This window comes from Shewanella sp. 0m-8 (assembly GCF_052977265.1).
Genome location: NZ_JBRIMB010000025.1, coordinates 24,005 through 44,884, shown reverse-complemented (window position 1 = coordinate 44,884; position 20,880 = coordinate 24,005). Strand labels below are relative to the sequence as shown.

22 protein-coding genes are annotated in these 20,880 nt (G+C 42.2%); 17 read left to right on the top strand and 5 right to left on the bottom strand.

Annotated features, from left to right (window positions below; genetic code table 11):
- Positions 1-19: 19 nt before the first annotated feature.
- Positions 20-1,405 (bottom strand): chromosomal replication initiator protein DnaA, encoded by a 1,386-nt coding sequence (gene dnaA / locus ACVBIO_RS12950; protein WP_447161637.1) that lies wholly within the window; start codon positions 1,403-1,405, stop codon positions 20-22.
- A 444-nt stretch (positions 1,406-1,849) separates the two neighbouring features.
- Between dnaA and rpmH the strand changes: the two genes are divergently transcribed.
- From rpmH to mnmE, 5 genes are all read left to right on the top strand, one after another.
- Positions 1,850-1,987 carry a 50S ribosomal protein L34 gene (gene rpmH, locus ACVBIO_RS12945; protein ID WP_011867659.1) on the top strand — a complete coding sequence of 46 codons (138 nt, stop codon included), beginning with the start codon at positions 1,850-1,852 and terminating at the stop codon, positions 1,985-1,987.
- 14 nt (positions 1,988-2,001) lie between these two features.
- Positions 2,002-2,358 (top strand): ribonuclease P protein component, encoded by a 357-nt coding sequence (gene rnpA / locus ACVBIO_RS12940; protein WP_086020069.1) that lies wholly within the window; start codon positions 2,002-2,004, stop codon positions 2,356-2,358.
- Positions 2,325-2,579 carry a membrane protein insertion efficiency factor YidD gene (gene yidD, locus ACVBIO_RS12935; RefSeq protein WP_249000586.1) on the top strand — a complete coding sequence of 85 codons (255 nt, stop codon included), beginning with the start codon at positions 2,325-2,327 and terminating at the stop codon, positions 2,577-2,579. Before rnpA ends, yidD begins: the two co-directional genes overlap by 34 nt.
- Before the next feature lie 3 nt (positions 2,580-2,582).
- Positions 2,583-4,217, top strand: a complete 1,635-nt coding sequence (yidC, locus tag ACVBIO_RS12930) for a membrane protein insertase YidC (RefSeq protein WP_447161636.1) — start codon at positions 2,583-2,585, stop codon at positions 4,215-4,217.
- Positions 4,218-4,335: 118 nt separating this feature from the next.
- Positions 4,336-5,697 (top strand): tRNA uridine-5-carboxymethylaminomethyl(34) synthesis GTPase MnmE, encoded by a 1,362-nt coding sequence (gene mnmE, locus ACVBIO_RS12925; protein ID WP_447161635.1) that lies wholly within the window; start codon positions 4,336-4,338, stop codon positions 5,695-5,697.
- A gap of 1,046 nt (positions 5,698-6,743) precedes the next feature.
- On the opposite strand, the gene ACVBIO_RS12920 is transcribed toward mnmE, so the two are convergent.
- Complete coding sequence (locus tag ACVBIO_RS12920; protein WP_447172769.1) at positions 6,744-7,019, bottom strand: type II secretion system protein; 276 nt, start codon at positions 7,017-7,019, stop codon at positions 6,744-6,746.
- A gap of 346 nt (positions 7,020-7,365) precedes the next feature.
- On the opposite strand from ACVBIO_RS12920, the gene ACVBIO_RS12915 reads away from it, so the two are divergent.
- Positions 7,366-8,010, top strand: coding sequence for a LysE family translocator (locus ACVBIO_RS12915; RefSeq protein ID WP_447161633.1), 645 nt, complete (start codon positions 7,366-7,368; stop codon positions 8,008-8,010).
- A gap of 136 nt (positions 8,011-8,146) precedes the next feature.
- Here ACVBIO_RS12915 and ACVBIO_RS12910 read toward each other — a convergent pair whose 3' ends face one another.
- From ACVBIO_RS12910 to ACVBIO_RS12900, 3 genes are all read right to left on the bottom strand, one after another.
- On the bottom strand, positions 8,147-8,440 hold the full coding sequence (locus ACVBIO_RS12910) for a SemiSWEET transporter (protein WP_447161632.1): 294 nt from the start codon (positions 8,438-8,440) through the stop codon (positions 8,147-8,149).
- Between the two features lie 38 nt (positions 8,441-8,478).
- On the bottom strand, positions 8,479-9,408 hold the full coding sequence (locus ACVBIO_RS12905; RefSeq protein ID WP_447161631.1) for an SEC-C metal-binding domain-containing protein: 930 nt from the start codon (positions 9,406-9,408) through the stop codon (positions 8,479-8,481).
- 270 nt (positions 9,409-9,678) lie between these two features.
- Positions 9,679-10,650, bottom strand: coding sequence for a nucleoside hydrolase (locus tag ACVBIO_RS12900; RefSeq protein ID WP_447161630.1), 972 nt, complete (start codon positions 10,648-10,650; stop codon positions 9,679-9,681).
- Positions 10,651-11,081: 431 nt separating this feature from the next.
- On the opposite strand from ACVBIO_RS12900, the gene mioC reads away from it, so the two are divergent.
- The 11 genes from mioC to atpA all read left to right on the top strand — a co-directional run bounded on the left by mioC (position 11,082) and on the right by atpA (position 20,874).
- On the top strand, positions 11,082-11,522 hold the full coding sequence (gene mioC / locus ACVBIO_RS12895) for an FMN-binding protein MioC (protein WP_447161629.1): 441 nt from the start codon (positions 11,082-11,084) through the stop codon (positions 11,520-11,522).
- A 457-nt stretch (positions 11,523-11,979) separates the two neighbouring features.
- The gene (gene mnmG, locus ACVBIO_RS12890) at positions 11,980-13,869 is read left to right on the top strand and encodes a tRNA uridine-5-carboxymethylaminomethyl(34) synthesis enzyme MnmG (RefSeq protein WP_447161628.1); all 1,890 of its coding nucleotides are present in this window, start codon (positions 11,980-11,982) and stop codon (positions 13,867-13,869) included.
- A 119-nt stretch (positions 13,870-13,988) separates the two neighbouring features.
- A complete protein-coding gene (rsmG, locus tag ACVBIO_RS12885) occupies positions 13,989-14,612 on the top strand; it encodes a 16S rRNA (guanine(527)-N(7))-methyltransferase RsmG (protein WP_447161627.1) in 624 nt (207 codons plus the stop codon).
- A gap of 229 nt (positions 14,613-14,841) precedes the next feature.
- Positions 14,842-15,630, top strand: coding sequence for a ParA family protein (locus tag ACVBIO_RS12880; RefSeq protein ID WP_447172768.1), 789 nt, complete (start codon positions 14,842-14,844; stop codon positions 15,628-15,630).
- A 9-nt stretch (positions 15,631-15,639) separates the two neighbouring features.
- Positions 15,640-16,530 carry a ParB/RepB/Spo0J family partition protein gene (locus ACVBIO_RS12875; RefSeq protein ID WP_447161625.1) on the top strand — a complete coding sequence of 297 codons (891 nt, stop codon included), beginning with the start codon at positions 15,640-15,642 and terminating at the stop codon, positions 16,528-16,530.
- Between the two features lie 223 nt (positions 16,531-16,753).
- Positions 16,754-17,137 carry an ATP synthase subunit I gene (locus tag ACVBIO_RS12870; protein WP_447161624.1) on the top strand — a complete coding sequence of 128 codons (384 nt, stop codon included), beginning with the start codon at positions 16,754-16,756 and terminating at the stop codon, positions 17,135-17,137.
- A gap of 12 nt (positions 17,138-17,149) precedes the next feature.
- Positions 17,150-17,980: a F0F1 ATP synthase subunit A gene (gene atpB, locus ACVBIO_RS12865; RefSeq protein WP_447161623.1), complete on the top strand. Its 831-nt coding sequence runs from the start codon at positions 17,150-17,152 to the stop codon at positions 17,978-17,980.
- A gap of 32 nt (positions 17,981-18,012) precedes the next feature.
- Positions 18,013-18,270, top strand: coding sequence for a F0F1 ATP synthase subunit C (gene atpE / locus ACVBIO_RS12860; protein ID WP_012157432.1), 258 nt, complete (start codon positions 18,013-18,015; stop codon positions 18,268-18,270).
- Positions 18,271-18,297: 27 nt separating this feature from the next.
- Positions 18,298-18,768, top strand: a complete 471-nt coding sequence (gene atpF / locus ACVBIO_RS12855) for a F0F1 ATP synthase subunit B (protein ID WP_110458822.1) — start codon at positions 18,298-18,300, stop codon at positions 18,766-18,768.
- A gap of 16 nt (positions 18,769-18,784) precedes the next feature.
- Positions 18,785-19,318, top strand: coding sequence for a F0F1 ATP synthase subunit delta (atpH, locus tag ACVBIO_RS12850; protein ID WP_447161621.1), 534 nt, complete (start codon positions 18,785-18,787; stop codon positions 19,316-19,318).
- Between the two features lie 14 nt (positions 19,319-19,332).
- The gene (gene atpA, locus ACVBIO_RS12845; RefSeq protein WP_220764212.1) at positions 19,333-20,874 is read left to right on the top strand and encodes a F0F1 ATP synthase subunit alpha; all 1,542 of its coding nucleotides are present in this window, start codon (positions 19,333-19,335) and stop codon (positions 20,872-20,874) included.
- The last annotated feature ends 6 nt before the right edge of the window (positions 20,875-20,880 follow it).

Below are 20,880 nucleotides of genomic sequence, written 5' to 3'. Positions count from 1 at the left end.
TGATTCAATATCCCTGATATTAAGAAGATAAAGTTCTTATCAAGTTAGCATAATCTTCTTTAATGTCATGACTTTCTTCACGCAACTGGGCAATTTTACGGCATGCGTGTAAAACAGTTGTATGGTCACGACCACCAAATGCATCGCCAATTTCAGGCAAACTTTGGTTGGTTAATTCTTTTGATAACGCCATTGCCATCTGTCTTGGTCGCGCCACGCTACGTGAACGACGCTTAGATAACATGTCAGCCATCTTAATCTTGTAGTATTCCGCTACCGTCTTTTGGATATTATCGATAGTGACTAGCTTCTCTTGTAGAGCCAGCAAATCGCGCAATGCTTCACGCACAAAATCGATAGTAATCGGACGGCCGGTAAAGTTAGCGTTAGCAATAACACGGTTTAGCGCGCCTTCAAGCTCGCGTACATTTGAACGTAAACGCTTAGCAATAAAGAACGCCACTTCATCAGGTAAGTTAATGCCACTCTCTTGCGCTTTACGCATTAAGATCGCCACACGGGTTTCTAACTCTGGTGGCTCAATAGCAACCGTTAGGCCCCAACCAAAACGAGATTTAAGACGATCTTCAACACCGTCGATCTCTTTCGGGTATTTATCCGATGTAAGAATGATCTGATGATTACCTTCTAGCAATGCATTAAAGGTGTGGAAAAACTCTTCTTGAGATCGATCTTTGTTAGCAAAGAATTGAATGTCATCGATAAACAATGCATCCACGCTACGGTAGTAACGCTTAAATTCTTCAATCGCGTTATTTTGTAACGCTTTAACCATGTCTTGCACGAAACGCTCAGAATGCATGTAAACCACTTTTGCATTCGGGTTATTTTTAATTATGCCATTACCAACAGCGTGCAATAGGTGAGTCTTACCTAAACCAGTGCCACCATAAAGGAACAATGGGTTATAAGCACCACCAGGATTTTCAGCCACCTGCAAAGCAGCCGCTTTACCTAATTGGTTTGATTTACCTTCTACGAAGTTATCAAACTGGTAAGTAGGATTAATATTACTGCGGTGATTAGCATTCGCCATTGGCTCTGCATGCGGAGTATTAAAAGAAGGCTTAACAACTTCTCTACTAGCAGGTCTGCTAGTTCTTATTGCTGCAGTGGCTTGAACAACTGGCTTAGCCGACGGGCGGCTACCGATATCAAAGCGCAAATTTGGCGCATCGCTACCCATTTGTTCAGTAAAAAATTGGTTGATGATATTTAGGTATTTGTCCCTAACCCAATCCAACACAAAACGATTAGGCGCATAGATGACGAGTGTGTCGCCTTCCATTTCTGCTTGTAACGGTCTTATCCACATACTGAATTGCTGAGCAGGTAGCTCATCTTGCAGCCTTGCGATACATTGTTGCCAAAGTGAAACCGCCACTGTAGTTATCCCCAAAAGATCATACAAAAGAGGCCTATTCTATAGTGAGATCACGCTGATCGCTATCCTTTAAATATATTTATCCCCAGATAGATCAACTAATCATTAAGATCACGATCTTAAAAGATCCCTTGCGATCAAAAAATATTGCTCCTGCTGCAAATCCAGCTTTATAAAGCGATCCAGATCGATCTATAATAGAAAGCTTTCGATCAGCTTTTAGATCTATGAAACCACAAGATGTTGTGGTAACTCACAGAGTTATCCACATATTCTAGTGGCTCTAAAGCTTCGGAATATATTCAGAGATGGCAATATTTAATCACTTGCACTCATTCATGGTTGACGTGCATAACTAAAGTGATTACAATTCGGCCTCTTTTTTGCCCTTAGCTCTTTTTTGGAGTTTAAGGTTTATTAACCTAACAAAGACGGATTGCCATAATGAGTAAACGTACTTTTCAACCTAGCAACCTGAAGCGCAAGCGTTCTCACGGCTTCCGCGCTCGTATGGCTACTGTAGGTGGCCGTAAGGTCATCGCACGTCGCCGTGCTAAAGGTCGCGCTCGTCTTTCTGCGTAACCGTAGAAATGCAAGTGACTAGCTATACCTTTACGCGGGAGTTACGTTTGTTAACTCCCGCGCAATTTAAATCTGTATTTACCAAACCTATCAAAGCGTCCTCCGCTGAAATAACCTTACTTGCAATTCCTAATTCTGAACAACACCCTCGTTTAGGACTAACTGTTGCCAAGCGTTATGTCAAAAAAGCAAACCAACGTAACCGTATTAAACGCATAATTAGAGATAATTTTCGTTTACACCAGCATGATCTACCCGCTGTGGATATCGTTGTGCTTGTCAGAAATGGCGTGCTTGATATGGAAAACGCAGAACTCAAAAACTTAGTAGAAAAGCTATGGCGAAAACTCTCTCGCCGTTACAATGGCTAGCAACTACGATTATTCGTGGTTACCAACTACTCATAAGCCCCATGCTGGGGCCTCGTTGTAGGTTCAATCCAACGTGTTCACATTATGCAATCGAAGCGATTCGATTGCATGGAGTAGTGAAAGGGTGTTGGTTCGCAGCGAAACGCATATTAAGATGTCACCCTTTACATCCGGGCGGAGAAGACCCCGTCCCTAACAAAAAACATAGGTGCGATAAATAGGTTATGGAATCTCAACGCAATATATTGCTGATCGGTTTGCTGTTTGTCAGCTTCCTACTGTGGCAACAGTGGCAAGCAGATAAAGCACCTCAACCGGTGGCAGCAGCTCAAACACAGTCTTCAATTCCAGCTTCTACAGTTGCTGACGCCCATAGTTCAGATGTGCCTGATGCCGATTCAGCCGTACCTGAAGCGATAACAGCATCTAAAGAACTGATCACCGTATTTACTGACCAACTAGAAATCAAAATTGATCCTATTGGTGGTGATATTGTTTACTCAGCCCTACTTGCTCATAACCTTGAGGAAAACGGCGACGAGCCATTCGTTCTTCTAGAGCAAACAAACGATATCTATTATATCGCTCAAAGTGGCCTTATTGGTCGTGACGGTATCGACAGCAGTGTAAAAGGTCGAGCTCACTTTGATAGCGCTTCACGTGAGTACAAGTTGGCTGATGGCCAAGATACTCTTAGCGTGCCACTGACTTATGTTAGTGACAAAGGCGTAACTTATACCAAATTATTTATCTTCACTCGCGGTAAGTACAACATCGCTGTTGATTACAAAATTAACAACACTTCAGATGCACAGCTTCAAGTTCAAATGTATGGACAGATTAAGCACAGCATCAAGGAGAGCGAAAGCAGCATGATGATGCCTACTTATCGTGGCGCAGCATTCTCAACTGCTGACATTCGCTATGAAAAGTACAGCTTCGACGACATGGCTGATAAAAACCTAGATGATTCTACACTAGGTGGCTGGGTTGCAATGCTGCAGCATTACTTCGTATCTGCATGGGTACCACCTGCTACTGAGAAGAATATTATCTTCTCTAGTGTACGAAATGGCCTTGCTAATATTGGTTTCCGTGGTGAGCTACATGATATCGCACCTGGCGCTGAACAAACCATTACAGCTGAGTTCTATGTTGGTCCTAAAGATCAAAAATCACTATCAGCACTTTCTCCATCACTAAACCTAGTTGTCGACTATGGCTTCCTATGGTGGTTAGCTGTACCTATCTACAAACTATTGATGTTCTTCCATTCAATCGTTGGTAACTGGGGTTTTGCTATCATCTTAATTACCCTAACAGTTCGTGGTTTGCTGTACCCGCTAACGAAAGCGCAATACACCTCTATGGCGAAAATGCGTAATCTACAGCCTAAGCTTGCTGAACTGAAAGAGCGTTTTGGTGATGACCGTCAGAAGATGGGTCAAGCTATGATGGAACTGTACAAGAAAGAGAAAGTGAACCCTATGGGTGGCTGTCTACCAATCTTGTTACAGATGCCTATCTTCATCGCACTATACTGGGTACTACTAGAAAGTGTTGAATTGCGTCACGCGCCATTCATGCTATGGATTACTGACTTGTCAGTACAAGATCCTTACTACGTGTTACCAATCCTAATGGGTATCTCGATGTTCATTATGCAGAAGATGCAGCCAATGGCACCGACTATGGACCCAATGCAAGTTAAGATGATGCAGTGGATGCCAGTAATCTTTACCGTATTCTTCCTATGGTTCCCAGCTGGTCTGGTTCTATACTGGTTGGTAGGTAACTTAGTAGCGATTACCCAGCAGAAAATTATCTATGCTGGTCTGGAGAAGAAAGGGTTAAAATAACCTTTAGCTCCGACTAACAAAAAGCGGTCTAATACTGAGTATTGACCGCTTTTTTGCTATCTATGTAGAAACAATATTTTTTAACTTCACTCTGAAAATCAGATTAGGAAACACAGTAATGACAACAGATACTATCGTGGCACAAGCGACCGCTCCAGGGCGTGGTGGCGTAGGTATTATTCGCGTATCTGGCGACTTAGCGAGTAATGTTGCTATGGCCGTTTTAGGACATATCCCTAAAACCCGTTACGCAGACTACTGTGATTTTAAAGATGATAGCGGCGAAGTTATCGACCAAGGTATTGCGCTATTCTTTAAAGGTCCAAACTCCTTTACCGGTGAAGATGTACTAGAGCTTCAAGGCCATGGCGGCCAAATCGTTCTCGATATGCTGATTAAACGAGTGATGGAAGTTGACGGGCTGCGAATTGCCAAACCCGGTGAATTCAGCGAACAAGCCTTTATGAACGACAAGCTTGACCTCACTCAAGCCGAAGCCATTGCCGACTTAATTGATGCCACTAGCGAACAAGCCGCTAAAAGCGCTCTAAACTCACTTCAGGGTGAATTCTCTACTCAGGTACATGATCTAGTAGAAAAGGTCACCAACCTACGCCTATACGTCGAGGCTGCAATTGATTTCCCCGATGAAGAGGTAGACTTCCTATCAGATGGTAAAATTGCCGCATCTTTAAATGGCATTATTGGCAAGCTTGATGGTGTTCAAGCCAGCGCAAAACAAGGCTCTATCATACGTGAAGGTATGAAAGTAGTGATAGCTGGCCGACCTAATGCAGGTAAATCAAGCCTATTGAATGCACTTGCAGGAAAAGAGTCAGCGATTGTGACCGAAATTGCTGGCACCACACGCGATGTATTACGTGAACATATCCATTTAGATGGTATGCCACTGCATATTATCGACACTGCAGGCCTACGTGATACTGTCGATACCGTTGAAAAAATTGGTATTGAACGTGCGTGGGATGAGATAAAAACAGCCGATCGCGTTTTGTTTATGGTAGATGGCACCACAACCCCCGCAGTTGACCCGCACGAAATCTGGCCAGACTTTATCGATCGCCTACCAAGTAATTTAGGCGTAACTGTTGTGCGTAACAAAGCCGATCTTACCGGCGAAGATCTTGCGGTAACTCACGAGTCAGGCCACAGCGTTTACCGGATCTCAGCTAAAACAGGCCTAGGGGTTGACGATCTAAAGCAACACCTAAAATCATTGATGGGTTACCAAAGTAACCTTGAGGGTGGCTTTATCGCTCGTCGACGTCATTTAGAAGCACTCGACTTGGCAAGTAGCCATCTACTACTGGGTAAAGAGCAATTAGAGGTCTATCAAGCAGGTGAGCTACTCGCCGAAGAGCTACGCATGTGTCAAATGGCACTATCTGAGATAACGGGTAAATTTACCTCAGATGATCTGCTCGGCAAAATCTTTAGTTCATTCTGTATCGGTAAGTAAAACAGTTCGAATTAAGAATAATTCCACAAAATATAAAGCCACAGTAGCCTTAACTACTGTGGCTTTTTGTTTATCTAAATAGCGATCATGTTGCAGATAAGATCCATTATGATCAAAAGCAGAAAAACAATGATCGAGATCATCAAAGCTGAGATAAGTATCAACAGAGATATCAACAAGCTGTATTGATCTGTGGATAGATCTAAATCAACAGTTAGACATCTTTTTAAGTTAATGATTTAGATGGGTTTTATATAATTAAACCTAAGATCATAATATATTGATTTTTGGAATTATTTGATCTTCTTAGATAAGTTATACTCAGAAAAAGCAGCCTATGATCGCGCTAGGAATTGCACTCAATTTAAAAGTTATCACAGACAAAAATCAGCAAGTATGGCCGATTGATAAGATAGCTGATCTAAACTCCTATTTTGACACTCCGCCAATTTTAAAACGCGCAAAATCCCCTCTATAAAGCTAGGCTCAACTATACGCTTAACTTGTTGAGATCAGCATTGTCTTGTATTTACCTGACATACGTAAAATATGTCCTCCACAGGGATATATGGGAAATGTCTTTAAGGCGTATGGAATAGGAATACTTAAGACCATGGAGGTCGAATGTCATGAATACACGACTATAATGAGGTATGAGGTAGAACAGAGGAACAATTAATGACCTTGCCTCAGAAGCGATACACTACCGCAGAGCGGTCTCATCTTTTACTATTTGCGAATAGTTCCACGTGAAACCTTATGCAGCTTAAGTCTTTACTTATTTAAAGTAATATTAAAATCCAGATTCAAACCAAATGATTTTACTAACTAATTGATTAGCAACCAGAATCAACGATTTCAAAAACAGGCGGGGTAGTGGGACTTGTGGCCTCTGTATATTTTAGGTAGCAACTATCACCACTATACTTTTTTGATTGGGTCATAAAGCGAATGGAATTATCGCCGCCGTTATTATGAAAATACCAATCCCCGTACTCATCAGCATTGAAAACAGAATCAGTAAAAGTCGCCATAATTAATATACTCTAGGCTTTCTTGGAGTCAGCAGCAGGGTAACCGTAGGCTAAATGTATTTTTTGGCCATCGATGATAATGACATTTTCATCATCGGTAGCATCATCCTTATCTTCTGGCGGCTTATTCTGTAACCCCTGCAACACTGATTTAGAGTAAAGCACATTCATAACACCGTGCATTTCAGCTTTTAAACCTTTTAAAGATGAAATCCTGGCATCAGGTTGAAGATCAATAAAACGAGGAGCAGCTGTCACAGCGAGTAAACCTAGAATAACAATAACCACTACTAACTCTATTAGTGTAAAGCCACTTTTCTGCATGAAGTTCATCGTTTTAATTAACAAGAAGAGAACAGTATTATATTGAATTAACAAACAATTTGAAATAAATACTGCTCACTCTTATTAAAGATCCCCTTTTCACAAGCACAGCGCATAATTGTGCCCTATAAAGCTAAATAAAACACAATATCGCTTATTACACCAACCTATAACTCCCCCCTATAACTCATGCGTAAACAAAGTCTGCCAAGCTAGTGAGCGCTTTTACAAGCTGTATCACTTTCATTCCAATACGATCACTGTAGAATCCGCGCCTTGTTTTGATTGCTTACTTTTATACAGCGCATTTATGATGATCGATTTGGCTTTACTACCACTATATTTAACAACCGTTGTCGCCCTCCTACTCATCCCAGGTCCAGACATGCTATTGATAGCGAGTTCTAGCCTTAGCTACGGTAAAAAAGTAGGGGTTTACGCGAGCTTTGGTAATGCAACATCAGGACTTGTCTTAACGTTATTGGCCGCTATGGGTGTGTCGGCAGTAATAGCGATGAATCCAATGGCACTCGAAGTGCTGCGAGTGCTAGGTGCAGCCTATCTATTAAAAATGGGGTGGGATTGTATGCGTAGCTCTGCTGCACAGGCACCTGAAATTGAGCAGCAGAACAATCTTGCCAAGCTCTTATATCGCCGTGCAGTCGTCAGTAATCTACTCAACCCTAAAGCATTAATATTTTTCGTTTTATTTTTGCCTCAATTCGTTTCAACTCAATTAACTGCCAGTTCAGGCGAACAAATGCTAGCACTTGGGTTACTGCTTAACGTGATGGGATTGGCCTTTAATCTACTACTGGTGGCCTTAGTTGGTAGCGTAGGCAAGCCATTACTCAAGAATGAGAAGTTCCGAACTTATCAAAATAAGTTTATGGGTGTGATCTTCTTTGTTTTAGCCATTTGGTTACTGGCTTCTCAAGTACAAAATATCAGTTGATATAAGCAAAATTGAGATCAAAAAAAGCGGGTATATCCCGCTTTTTATGTACATGATGCATTCGGTCAACATTTGAAGCTATCTTCAGCTTTTTGGCAAAGAAAAAACGCCATATTTAGCGAAAAGCAGATATAAATTAAAACGTGCCTCCCGTTAGGATAATAATCCCAACCACCATTCCCATATACATAATAAAACCAAGGCTATTACCCACCCAAATTGTTGGATTTTTATGATATAAACCATATGTCGTCCACAACAATGCGATAAAGGCATAAAGCACCCAAGTAATAAGTGACAAACCTGCGGCATGCTCACTGTGAGAGAAAAAAAGCTTGTACAATTGCGGCAAAGTGGCAAGTGGGCTAATCAGTCCCATGGCTAACATTAAAGGCTCTAGTGCTTTGCCTACTCGTTCAATGATTGACATACTATCACCTCTTTATTGTTGTTATATCGCGCCAATATTTAATTCAAACAACACTTTTTATATTTTTTTCCACTGCCGCAAGGGCAAGGATCATTGCGGCCAGCTAAAGTATCTTTGATGAATGGTTGCTGAGGAGCAATATTCTCAAAGTAGCTTTCGTCAAATTCATTCGGCGAATTCATAAGATCATCGAATACCGCCATTAAAGCTTCATCACTCATCTCTGATTCATTATTGAAACCAGCCCACTGACTCAGCGAGTCAATAATATCGAATTCACCACTTATCAGGCCACTTTCCCATTCAGAGTAGCCAATACTGTTGTTGTCCCAATCAATAATACATTGATTTTCAAGGACCCCTTCATCTATCACTTTACGTACGACTAACTCTACCATTTGGGTATGATATTGATTGAACTGATTAGAAATCAATAAATTAGTCAGCTCAAACAGGGCTATAGAATGTTCATAGGCAACAAGGTTATCGATAAAGTCAGGAATACTTTGATTAAGTGTCTCTTTATCGATTTGGCCACTATTAAGCTGTGAAAATAGTGCCCCTAAAGCAGCCATTTTAACTATTTCTCCAGCGCATTCAGAGTTAACCAGAAGGCAAAGTTGCTCAGGTTTCCCTTGAGCCAAGATATAATAAGCAGTAGAAAGCTCAGAACCAATAAAGTCACCCAGTAGTGCATCTAAAGGACTATTACAGTCGTCTTTATTGGTTAAATTGATCAGAGAATCAAAACAGCTAAATTGCTTACGATCGATAATAAGACAAATACCGAAGAACAACAGGTTAGCCTCTGGATCAGTCAATGCTTCTTTAGCAATAAATGCCTGCATTAACTCATCAATAACGGGCAGTAATTCTGGCCACTGCAGCCTAGCGGCTTGTATAGCGTCAACCGGGAGCTCTGTTAAGTCGCCACGACTTAGCGTCGTTACTATCTCATCTAACTTCATATTACATTCAAGGTTCATAAGTGATTTAGCATTCTAGAACACTCAAAAAGAAAGCTAAAGCCCCACTCAATACAGTGGTAACGATTATCTTGAATACAAGGTAACTATCGAACAGTCGTCGATACTGAGCGAAATATTGAATGTCGCGATGAAATATCAATAGATATAAGCAGAAATGGGTAATAAAAAAGCGGGGAGTTTCCCGCTTAGTTAGGTTATTTGCGCATTACCGATAATATGAAACTCATCAAGCATTAATAGCAACTTCAATTAGCTTCTATGACCATATTCAATAATGGTTTCACGATAAAGCTGCAGTAATGCCTCATCCTTTACGGCTACCCCGACTTGCTGGACAGGTTTTAGCTCCCAATCATCATGTGGATAGACACGTCCATCAAACTTCTGAATTGTCAGCCCTTCTGCCGGCCCATCGGTCACAACGCGAATAGGTCCTTTTCTTAAGGTAAATAAAGAAGGATTAATAACATAAGCAATGGCTGATGGATCATGTACATGACAACCTTCTAAACCGACTTTTTCAGAGTAAAACTTAAGATAATAACGACTAATATCCCAAATAAACTGACCCACTTCAGCGGCGTCATCTCTAAGTTGATCAAGAAAGTCCTTAGTAAAGAAGCTCTCCTCTGTTACATCTAAACCGATAACAACGACTGGCCAAGGTGCGGTAAAGACGATATCAGCCGCATGCGGATCATCATGGATATTTGCTTCAGCATAAGGAGTAACATTGCCACGATGATTATTCTCACCGAAGGCGCCACCCATCACGACAACTTCTTTTACTAAGCCTGCGATCTCAGGCGCCGCATCGAGTGCTAACGCCAAGTTAGTTAATGGCCCAACCGCAACTAAGGTTATTTCACCAGGTTCCGCTTTAACGCTATCAATAATGTATTGGTAGGCAGGACGAGGATCGGCAGTCACACCCAACTCTTTTGGGGCATGCACATCACCAAAGCCTGTTTCACCATGCACAACAACAGTTGGCCCAACCGGATCGCGCACGATGGGTTGACTTGCCCCTTGTGCTACATCAGCCTTAAAACCATACTTTCTTTTTAAAAACAGCGCATTATTAGTTCCATTCTCAATAGTGGCATTACCATAAACAGTGGTAATGGCCATAAGTTCAATAGCTGGGTGAGCTTCAGCAAACAAGATAGCCATTGCATCATCAATCCCCGGATCAGTATCGAGAATTATTTTATTTATCATTTTATTCAGATCCTAATAATTATAATTTTATTAACCTAGGTAGCCGATCAAGATACCTTTATCCGCTTTTAACAAACGTGATCTAAGCGCTAGAGCAACAACATAACAACAGCAACAGGCTATATTTTTGGATTCAATCATCATCACAGTTCTATTTTTACACCGAATAAACCTAATAATTGGCTTATCTTCAGCTTTAACTCGCGTTTCTAATGGCTGCTTTGGGCTTTATTGGACCCAAAAATTGCCATTTAACTGGCTCAATTCAGCGTAAATCACGTCAAGCTACAAGATTCAAAATTGAATTTAACTTATGATGCACGCAAATAATAAGCGCCAATAATCTATAATTTGCCCTTAATATTGCTCTTAATAAAACAAGGGTATTGGCAAACTTAGCGCTCTTTCGACAGTAACAATTAGGACAAATAATGGCAAAAGTAGACATTTTAGTCGGCACCACACTAGGCAGCGCTGAATATGTAGCGGATGAAATATCCGATCAATTAGGCGATTTAGGCCATGAAACTATCGTGCATTTAACACCAAATTTGAGCGATCTTAGCCAGGATTCACTCTGGTTAATTGTTTCTTCAACTCATGGAGCGGGTGATCTGCCCGACAATATAGTGCCATTTTTCGACGAGATCCAAGCCAAAAAGCCCGATCTTAGCGCAATAAAATTCGCCTTATGTGCCATCGGCGATTCTAGCTACGATACTTTTTGTCAGGGCCCAGAAAAATTAGTCGATCAGCTTAACCTATGCGGTGCACAAGTCTATGTGGATAAGATCCAGATCGATGTGCAATACGATCCAATCCCAGAAGATCCAGCATTATCATGGGTTAGCGGCTGGCAAGATCAACTTTAAGATCGACTTTCATCTCAGCTTTACGGGTTATCTTTTTAGTAACGCACAGATTAGATCTAACTTATCCACATATAACTCTTTTATTTAATAAATATGTGGATAAGCTATTATTTTGATCTGATCAACGTCTGTATTAATTCACACCCGATCTGCTCAATGATCCACCTTGTGGATAAGTAGGCGATCTATCCCCAAGCTTAAGCCAGTTAGATCGCGATCAGATCACAGGATCGTTTTGCTGTAAACTACTAAATCTAAAGAGGAATTAGAGTTATCCACCGAAAAGTGCGATCCTAATAGTAAACATAATAAGAGATCTATATAAAGATCTTAAGATCTATTAAGGCGATCCACCTTGATCAAAACAAGCAAAATAGATCGTTCACCTTAAGCGAAGCAAATGCTAAAATGATCCCCTCAGAAACAATTTATCCTTTTACAAATCGAAGGCTGTCGAATGCAATTTCATGAACGGTTTGATGTAATCGTTGTTGGTGGTGGTCATGCTGGTACAGAAGCGGCGTTAGCTTCTGCAAGAATGGGCTCCAAAACACTTTTACTGACCCATAACATAGATACTTTAGGACAGATGTCCTGTAACCCTGCTATCGGCGGCATAGGTAAAGGACACTTAGTCAAAGAAATTGATGCGTTAGGTGGAGCAATGGCCGTTGCTACCGATTTTGCAGGTATTCAATTTCGAACATTGAACTCGAGTAAAGGGCCAGCTGTTCGTGCAACTCGTGCACAAGCAGACAGAGCACTTTACCGACACAAGATCCAAGAAATTTTACAGCACCAACCAAACTTACGTATTTTCCAGCAAGCGGTAGACGATCTTGTAGTCGAAAATGGCAAAGTCATTGGTGCCGTCACTCAAATGGGTTTAGCCTTTGAAGCACCTGCAGTCGTTCTTACTGCTGGTACATTCCTAGGTGGTAAAATCCATATTGGTCTTGAAAATTACAGCGGCGGCCGAGCAGGTGATCCACCTGCAATTGCGTTAGCCAATAGGTTAAGAGAATTACCAATTCGTGTGGGACGTTTAAAAACGGGTACCCCGCCACGCATTGACGCTAACACCATAGATTTTTCTCTAATGACAGAGCAAAAAGGCGATGATCCATTGCCTGTGATGTCATTTATCGGCGATGTAAATGATCATCCTGAGCAGGTTTCTTGTCATATCACTCATACCAATGAGCGCACTCACGATATTATTCGTGGTGGTTTAGACAGAAGCCCAATGTACTCAGGGATTATCGAAGGTATTGGTCCACGCTATTGCCCTTCTATCGAAGATAAGATCAATCGCTTTGCAGACAAAACATCGCATCAGATCTTTATTGAACCAGAGGGATTAAATACCACCGAGATCTATCCAAACGGTATTTCTACCAGTTTGCCTTTTGACGTGCAGTTGAACTTAGTACGTTCAATCAAAGGTATGGAAAACGCACAGATCATGCGTCCTGGTTATGCGATTGAATATGATTATTTTGATCCTCGCGATCTTAAAAACTCATTAGAAACTAAAACCATTAGTGGTTTGTTCTTTGCGGGACAAATTAATGGTACTACCGGTTATGAAGAAGCTGGGGCACAAGGCTTGTTAGCGGGCATGAATGCATCGCTACAGGTTCAAGGTAAAGAATCTTGGGCGCCACGACGAGATCAAGCCTACCTAGGTGTTTTGGTAGACGACTTGTCGACATTAGGTACCAAAGAACCGTACCGTATGTTTACCAGTCGTGCTGAATACCGTTTGCTGCTTCGTGAAGATAATGCTGACTTACGATTAACCGAAAAAGGCCGTGAGCTAGGCTTGGTTGACGATAAGCGATGGGCATTGTTTAGTGAGAAAATGGAATCGATCGAAACTGAACTACAGCGTTTACGTGGTCAGTGGATCCATCCAAACTCACCGCTAGTTGAAGCGCTTAACCCGAATTTGAATACACCGATCACTCGTGAAGCAACGTTTGAAGATCTGCTGCGTCGTCCAGAAATGGATTATCCAAAGTTGATGTCTATCGATGGTTTCGGTCCAGGACTCGAAGATCAACGCGCTGCAGAGCAAGTGCAGATCCAGGTAAAGTATTCAGGTTATATCCAACGTCAGCAAGGTGAAATCGATAAAGCTATTCGTCATGAAACCACCCTGCTACCGCTAGATTTGGATTACCAAGAAGTACCGGGTTTGTCGAATGAGGTGATTGCTAAGATGAATGAGCACAAGCCTGAAACGATTGGCCAAGCTTCACGGATCTCTGGAATGACCCCTGCGGCAATCTCAATCCTATTGGTTCATCTGAAAAAACGTGGTCTATTACGTAAAAGCGCTTAATTCTCCACATATTCGGTCGTTTTGGATGATAAAAGGAAGCTTTGAGGCTTCCTTTCATCTTTTCTGCGATTCATAATACTGATTGATTTTTGATTCGCTTTATTTTGAGGACACAAACTGTGTTATCTGCCCAATTAAATGATTATATGGCCGAAGTTGGCCTGACTGCTACTGAGCAGCAAAAGAAGCAGCTTGTAGACTTTGTCGGCATGCTTAACAAGTGGAATAAGGCATTTAACCTGACATCTGTACGTGACCCAGAGCAGATGTTAATCCGTCATATCATGGATAGTTTAGTGGTATCGCCTCACCTTAAGGGATCGCGTTTTATTGACGTCGGCACAGGTCCTGGTTTACCAGGGATCCCGCTCGCGATCTTAAACCCAGATAAAGAATTTGTCTTACTCGATAGCTTGGGTAAGCGGATCCGTTTCCAAAAACAGGTACAGTTTGAGTTAGGTATCAATAATATCTCTTCAATAGAAAGCCGTGTTGAGGCTTACCAACCTGAAGAGCTATTTGATGGCGTATTAAGCCGTGCGTTCGCTTCAATCCAAGATATGCTGCACTGGTGCCACCATTTACCCAAAGTGGATGGTTGTTTCTATGCGCTTAAGGGGCAATTGAGTGAAGAAGAAATGTCACAATTGCCAGCTGGGTTTGTGGTAACCGATGTCTTTGAACTTAAAGTGCCAAAACTGGATGAACAGCGTCATTTATTGCGTGTCATCAAGCAAGGCTGATTAATTTTTAATGCGGTTGTCACCTTTTGATGACCGTTAGCTTATTTTATCTAAGTCGCTATAGAAATGGACTAGGTGAAGCCAGTAGTTGCAGATAATGCGAACAGAAGAGTTGCAATCTTTCGGCGCTTCAAGCAATTTGTTACTAATAACCATTAGATTAGTGCGCTAATTTCCAGGGTTAAACAACACACTGGAATCTAATAAAAGTGACTTACAGGGTGATATTGTGGGTAAAGTGATTGCCGTGGCCAACCAGAAAGGTGGCGTCGGAAAAACAACAACTTGTGTAAATTTAGCGGCCTCTCTTGCGGCGACTAAACGTCGTGTTTTGTTGATCGATCTCGATCCTCAAGGTAATGCGACCATGGGGAGTGGCATCGATAAATATACTGTCGAAAACACCGCTTATGAGTTATTGGTTGAAGAAAAACCCTTTGCAGATGTTGTTTGCCGAGATACTAACGGTAAATATGATCTCATTGCTGGTAATGGTGACGTTACTGCTGCGGAAATTAAGCTCATGGAGTTCTATGCCCGTGAGGTTCGTTTACGTAATGCTCTTGCCCCTATCAAAGGTGATTATGACTTCATTTTTATTGACTGCCCGCCTTCACTAAACATGTTAACGGTTAATGCCATGTCAGCAGCCGATTCTGTTTTAGTCCCTATGCAATGCGAATATTACGCGCTGGAAGGCCTTACGGCACTAATGGATACCATTAGTAAACTTGGTGCTATGGTTAACTCGGGTCTGCATATAGAAGGGATCTTGCGTACTATGTACGATCCCCGTAACCGACTTTCTAATGATGTTTCCGATCAGCTAAAACAGCACTTCGGTGACAAAGTTTATCGTACAGTGATCCCAAGGAATGTTCGTTTGGCTGAGGCACCAAGTTTTGGCGCTCCAGCGATGTATTATGATAAATCGAGCGCAGGGGCTAAAGCTTACCTAGCTCTCGCTGGCGAAATTATTCGTCGAGCAGAGCAACTCACCCAGGCTGAGCAAGTTTAAGGATAAAAAATGACACTGAAAAAAAGAGGCTTGGGTAAAGGCCTTGATGCATTACTAAGCACAAGCCAAGCAGCAAGTAAGCGCGCAGAACCTATTACTGCGACTGAAGTTGAACAAAATATTAAAAACGACGATTTAATTACGTTAGATATTGATAGGTTACAACCTGGTAAGTATCAACCGCGTAAAGATATGTCATCAGAGGCATTAGAAGAGCTTGCAGAGTCTATTCGGGCTCAAGGTATTATTCAGCCAATCGTTGTGCGTAAAATCTCGCCTGAAAGCTATGAAATTATTGCCGGTGAGCGTCGCTGGCGTGCATCTCAGCTTGCAGGACTGACGAAAATTCCTTGTATTGTAAAGCAGGTGGCTGATGAGGCTGCTGTTGCTATTGCTTTGATTGAGAACATTCAGCGTGAAGACCTAAATGCGATGGAAGAAGCCATTGCATTAAATCGCCTCATTGAAGAGTTTGATCTGACCCACCAACAAATTGCCGATGCAGTTGGTAAGTCTCGTGCAACGGTATCGAACCTATTGCGTCTTAATGGTTTAAACGAGCCTGTAAAGCGTATGCTTGAGTACGGCGATATCGATATGGGCCACGGTCGTGCATTGCTTGCCATCGGTGGTGATGAGCAAACAAATCTAGCTCGATTAGTCGTCGCGAAAGAATTAACCGTTCGTGAAACTGAACGATTAGTGAATAAAACCTTAAATCAAACTGAAATCGCTGAAAAACCAGCTAAAGATCACGATGTAGTCCGTTTAGAGACCCAACTAATTGAAAGGTTAGGCGCTAAGGTCACTCTTACCCATAACAAGAAAGGGAAAGGTAAAATGGTAATTAACTATCAAGATCTGGCTGAATTAGAGGGTATTATCAGCAAAATCCGCTAAAAAAACGAAGTTAACACGATATTATGTAATTTTGTGACATTCGTTAATCTTACACTTTTAGACTTTTGGCGTAGATCACGCTAAAAGTCTCCTTTTTCTACTACTTAAACTTGCTTTGAATGTCTGAAACGGTATACTTTCGCAAGCTTTTTGTACCTCGGGTTTATACGGATATTTGTAATCCGGTCATCGAAACAAGAAGTTATAATGCGGAGAAGGTAAATTGAGCAAGGTTTTAGCGCGTCGTGGCCGGTGGTCAGCCTATAAAATAGTTTTGCTACAGGCAGCGATGGCTGGATGTGTTTCAGTTTTCTTTTTTGCTATGTGGGGGGGGCCGTATGGCGCATCTGCTTTGGCAGGTGGTGCTATTGCAGTACTCCCTAATTTTGTGTTCGCAACCCTAGCTTTCTCCCATGCGGGAGCACAAGCATCAGGAAAGGTCGTACGGTCTTTTTTCCTGGGGGAAGCGGTAAAGTTGCTGTTAACCATTGTGTTATTTTCGCTTGCATTTGGCTTGATGAAATCGTCATTTATGCCGTTATTCGTCAGTTATTTATTAGTGTTAGTCGTACCTTGGACAGCCCCTTTATACTTCAAACAAAATTAAGTGAGATTAATCATGGCGACAACTGGGGATGATACGTTAACTATAACGGCTTCCGACTATATCCAGCATCACCTGACTAATGCGAAAATGTGTTCTACGGATAGTGGAATTGCTTTTAACCATGCATGTCAAGATGCGGGATTTTGGACTTGGCACATTGACTCACTTTTGTTTTCAGTAGGTCTAGGGGTTCTATTTTTGTGGGTTTTCTACAAAGTAGGACAAAAGGCAACAATTGGTGTTCCAGGCAAGCTTCAATGTTTTGTTGAAATGTGCGTGGAAGGTGTTGATAAAATCGTTAAAGACTCATTTCATGGGCGGAACGCGGTTATTGCACCATTAGGTCTTACTATTTTCGTCTGGGTTTTCCTGATGAACTTAATGGACTTGATCCCTGTTGACTTTGTACCTGAGGCCGCAAACAGATTATTAGGCGTTCCTTACCTAAAGATTGTACCTACAACTGACTTGAACGTAACTTTGGGCTTAGCTTTAAGTGTGTTCGCGTTAATTGTTTTTTACAGTATCAAGGTTAAAGGGTTTGGTGGGTTCACTAAAGAACTGACTATGCAGCCTTTCAATCACTGGGCTCTGATTCCAATTAACTTTGTTTTGGAAACAGTTACCCTGATTGCGAAGCCGATTTCATTATCGCTTCGTCTGTTTGGTAACCTGTATGCAGGTGAGTTGATCTTTATTCTGATAGCGCTGATGCCTTGGTGGGCACAGTTTGCATTATCAGTGCCTTGGGCCATTTTCCATATTTTGGTAATTGTGCTGCAGGCGTTTATCTTCATGATGCTTACGATTGTATATCTAAGCATGGCACATGAAGACCATTAATTTATTAAAATTAAATACTTATCGGAGATAAAATGGAAACTGTAATTAGCTTTACAGCAATAGCTGTTGCAATTATGATCGGCTTAGCAGCGCTAGGTACTGGTATTGGCTTTGCTATTCTAGGTGGTAAATTCCTAGAAGCTTCTGCTCGTCAGCCAGAACTTGCCCCTGCACTTCAAACTAAAATGTTCATTGTAGCTGGTCTACTTGATGCGATCTCAATGATTGCAGTTGGTGTTGCATTATTCTTCGTATTCGCTAACCCGTTCTTAGGTCAATTAGCAGGCTAATCGTCCCCCTTAGAAGGAGTTGTCGTTATGAGTATTAACGCTACCCTGCTAGGCCAAGCGATTTCTTTTCTACTCTTTGTGTGGTTTTGCATGAAGTTTGTATGGCCGCCATTGATGAACGCTATCGAAGAACGCCAGAAGAAAATTGCTGATGGTCTAGCTGATGCAGGACGTGCTGCAAAAGATTTAGAGTTGGCTCAGGTTAAAGCAACAGAGCAGCTAAAAGACGCAAAAGCAACAGCAAACGAAATCATTGAGCAAGCTAATAAGCGCAAAGCTCAAATCGTTGATGAAGCAAAAGTTGAAGCTGATACTGAGCGAGCGAAAATTATTGCTCAGGGACACGCTGAAATTGAAAACGAACGTAATCGCGTAAAAGAAGACTTGCGTAAGCAAGTAGCTGTACTAGCAATTGCTGGCGCAGAAAAAATTCTTGAACGTTCGATTGATGAAGCCGCACACAGTGACATAGTTAATAAACTTGTTGCTGAACTTTAAATAAGGAGCTTGAGTTATGGCTGAAATAACCACCATCGCTCGTCCTTACGCAAAGGCAGCTTTTGAATTAGCTCTTGAACACAAAGCAGTAGAGAGTTGGGCTGAAATGCTAAGCTTTGCCGCATTAGTGAGTGAAAACGAAACTATGCAGCCTTTACTGTCTGGCTCTATTGCCAGCGGTAAGCTTGCCGAACTCTTTATTGGAGTTTGTGGTGAGCAAATCAACGAGCAAGTTCAGAACCTGTTAAAGGTAATGGCTGAAAACGGTCGTTTAGTTGTGCTACCAGCTGTTGCTCAACAATATGTTGAGATGCAACGTGAGTACGCGAAAGAAGTTGAAGCAGAAATTGTTTCAGCTACTGAGCTAACCTCAGAGCAACTACAAGCGCTGAGCGCTTCTTTAGAGAAGCGTCTAGCACGCAAAGTTAAGCTAAATTGCAGCATAGATACCAGCCTTATTGCTGGTGTAATTATCACGGCAGGAGACTTAGTCATTGATGGCTCGGTCCGCGGAAAAATTTCGCGTCTGTCTGATGCACTGCAATCGTAATTGGGAGTTTGAGCATGCAACTGAATTCCACTGAAATCAGCGATCTGATTAAACAGCGGATCGAGCAGTTCGAAGTCGTTAGTGAAGCTCGCAACGAAGGTACTATCGTTGCAGTAAGTGACGGCATCATCCGCATCCACGGCCTAGCCGATGTTATGCAGGGTGAAATGATCGAGCTGCCTGGTAACCGTTTTGCAATCGCGTTGAACTTAGAACGTGATTCTGTCGGTGCCGTAGTAATGGGCCCTTATGCCACGTTGGCAGAAGGCGACAAAGTTAAAACAACAGGCCGTATTTTGGAAGTACCTGTTGGCCGTGGTCTATTAGGTCGCGTAGTCAACACTCTAGGTGAACCAATTGACGGTAAAGGACCTATCGATAGCGATGGTTTCTCTCCTGTTGAAGTAATTGCACCTGGTGTAATTGAGCGTAAATCAGTTGATCAGCCAGTGCAAACTGGTTACAAAGCCGTTGACTCTATGATCCCAATCGGTCGTGGACAACGTGAATTGATCATTGGTGACCGTCAGATCGGTAAAACCGCTCTTGCGATCGACGCGATTATCAACCAAAAAGATTCTGGCATTAAGTGTGTATACGTAGCGGTAGGCCAAAAGGCTTCTACAATCGCTAACGTGGTACGCAAGCTAGAAGAGCACGGCGCTTTGGCGAACACCATTGTTGTTGTTGCTACAGCTTCTGAAGCTGCTGCACTGCAATATTTGGCTCCATACTCTGGTTGTACAATGGGTGAATACTTCCGCGACCGCGGTGAAGACTCACTAATCGTATATGATGATTTGTCTAAGCAAGCAGTTGCTTACCGTCAAATTTCATTGCTTCTTAAGCGTCCTCCAGGACGTGAAGCATACCCAGGTGATGTATTCTATCTTCACTCTCGTCTGTTGGAACGTGCTTCACGTGTTAACGCCGAGTATGTTGAGAAGTTCACTAAAGGTGAAGTTAAAGGCCAAACTGGTTCTTTGACTGCTCTACCAATTATTGAAACTCAAGCGGGTGACGTTTCTGCATTCGTACCGACTAACGTAATTTCGATTACCGATGGTCAGATCTTCCTTGAAACAGACCTATTTAACTCTGGCCTACGTCCAGCGGTTAACCCAGGTATCTCAGTTTCTCGTGTTGGTGGTGCGGCGCAGACTAAGATCATCAAGAAACTGTCTGGTGGTATTCGTACCGCTCTTGCACAGTATCGAGAGCTTGCAGCGTTCTCACAGTTTGCATCTGACTTAGATGATGCAACTCGTGCTCAGCTTGAGCATGGTGAGCGTGTTACCGAACTTATGAAGCAAAAGCAATATGCTCCAATGAGTATCGCTGATCAGTCTGTGTCTATTTTCGCAGCTGAAAAAGGTTACTTGAAGAGCGTTGAGCTGAACAAAGTTGGTAACTTCGAAGCGTCTCTGCTCTCTTTCATGAACAGTGAACATGCTGACCTAATGAAGACCATCAACGATACTGGCGATTATAACGCTGATATCGAAGGTGAGCTGAAGGCTAGCTTGGACAAGTTCGTAGAAACCCAAACCTGGTAAAATTTA

Excerpts from the sequence above, each read along its gene's own strand:
- rpmH (WP_011867659.1), top strand. The coding sequence starts at position 1,850 with ATGAGTAAACGTACTTTTCAACCTAGCAACCTGAAGCGCAAGCGTTCT.
- yidD (WP_249000586.1), top strand. The coding sequence starts at position 2,325 with ATGGCGAAAACTCTCTCGCCGTTACAATGGCTAGCAACTACGATTATT.
- yidC (WP_447161636.1), top strand. The coding sequence starts at position 2,583 with ATGGAATCTCAACGCAATATATTGCTGATCGGTTTGCTGTTTGTCAGC.
- mnmE (WP_447161635.1), top strand. The coding sequence starts at position 4,336 with ATGACAACAGATACTATCGTGGCACAAGCGACCGCTCCAGGGCGTGGT.
- ACVBIO_RS12915 (WP_447161633.1), top strand. The coding sequence starts at position 7,366 with ATGATGATCGATTTGGCTTTACTACCACTATATTTAACAACCGTTGTC.
- ACVBIO_RS12910 (WP_447161632.1), bottom strand. The coding sequence starts at position 8,440 with ATGTCAATCATTGAACGAGTAGGCAAAGCACTAGAGCCTTTAATGTTA.
- ACVBIO_RS12905 (WP_447161631.1), bottom strand. The coding sequence starts at position 9,408 with ATGAAGTTAGATGAGATAGTAACGACGCTAAGTCGTGGCGACTTAACA.
- ACVBIO_RS12900 (WP_447161630.1), bottom strand. The coding sequence starts at position 10,650 with ATGATAAATAAAATAATTCTCGATACTGATCCGGGGATTGATGATGCA.
- mioC (WP_447161629.1), top strand. The coding sequence starts at position 11,082 with ATGGCAAAAGTAGACATTTTAGTCGGCACCACACTAGGCAGCGCTGAA.
- mnmG (WP_447161628.1), top strand. The coding sequence starts at position 11,980 with ATGCAATTTCATGAACGGTTTGATGTAATCGTTGTTGGTGGTGGTCAT.
- ACVBIO_RS12875 (WP_447161625.1), top strand. The coding sequence starts at position 15,640 with ATGACACTGAAAAAAAGAGGCTTGGGTAAAGGCCTTGATGCATTACTA.
- atpB (WP_447161623.1), top strand. The coding sequence starts at position 17,150 with ATGGCGACAACTGGGGATGATACGTTAACTATAACGGCTTCCGACTAT.
- atpE (WP_012157432.1), top strand. The coding sequence starts at position 18,013 with ATGGAAACTGTAATTAGCTTTACAGCAATAGCTGTTGCAATTATGATC.
- atpF (WP_110458822.1), top strand. The coding sequence starts at position 18,298 with ATGAGTATTAACGCTACCCTGCTAGGCCAAGCGATTTCTTTTCTACTC.
- atpH (WP_447161621.1), top strand. The coding sequence starts at position 18,785 with ATGGCTGAAATAACCACCATCGCTCGTCCTTACGCAAAGGCAGCTTTT.
- atpA (WP_220764212.1), top strand. The coding sequence starts at position 19,333 with ATGCAACTGAATTCCACTGAAATCAGCGATCTGATTAAACAGCGGATC.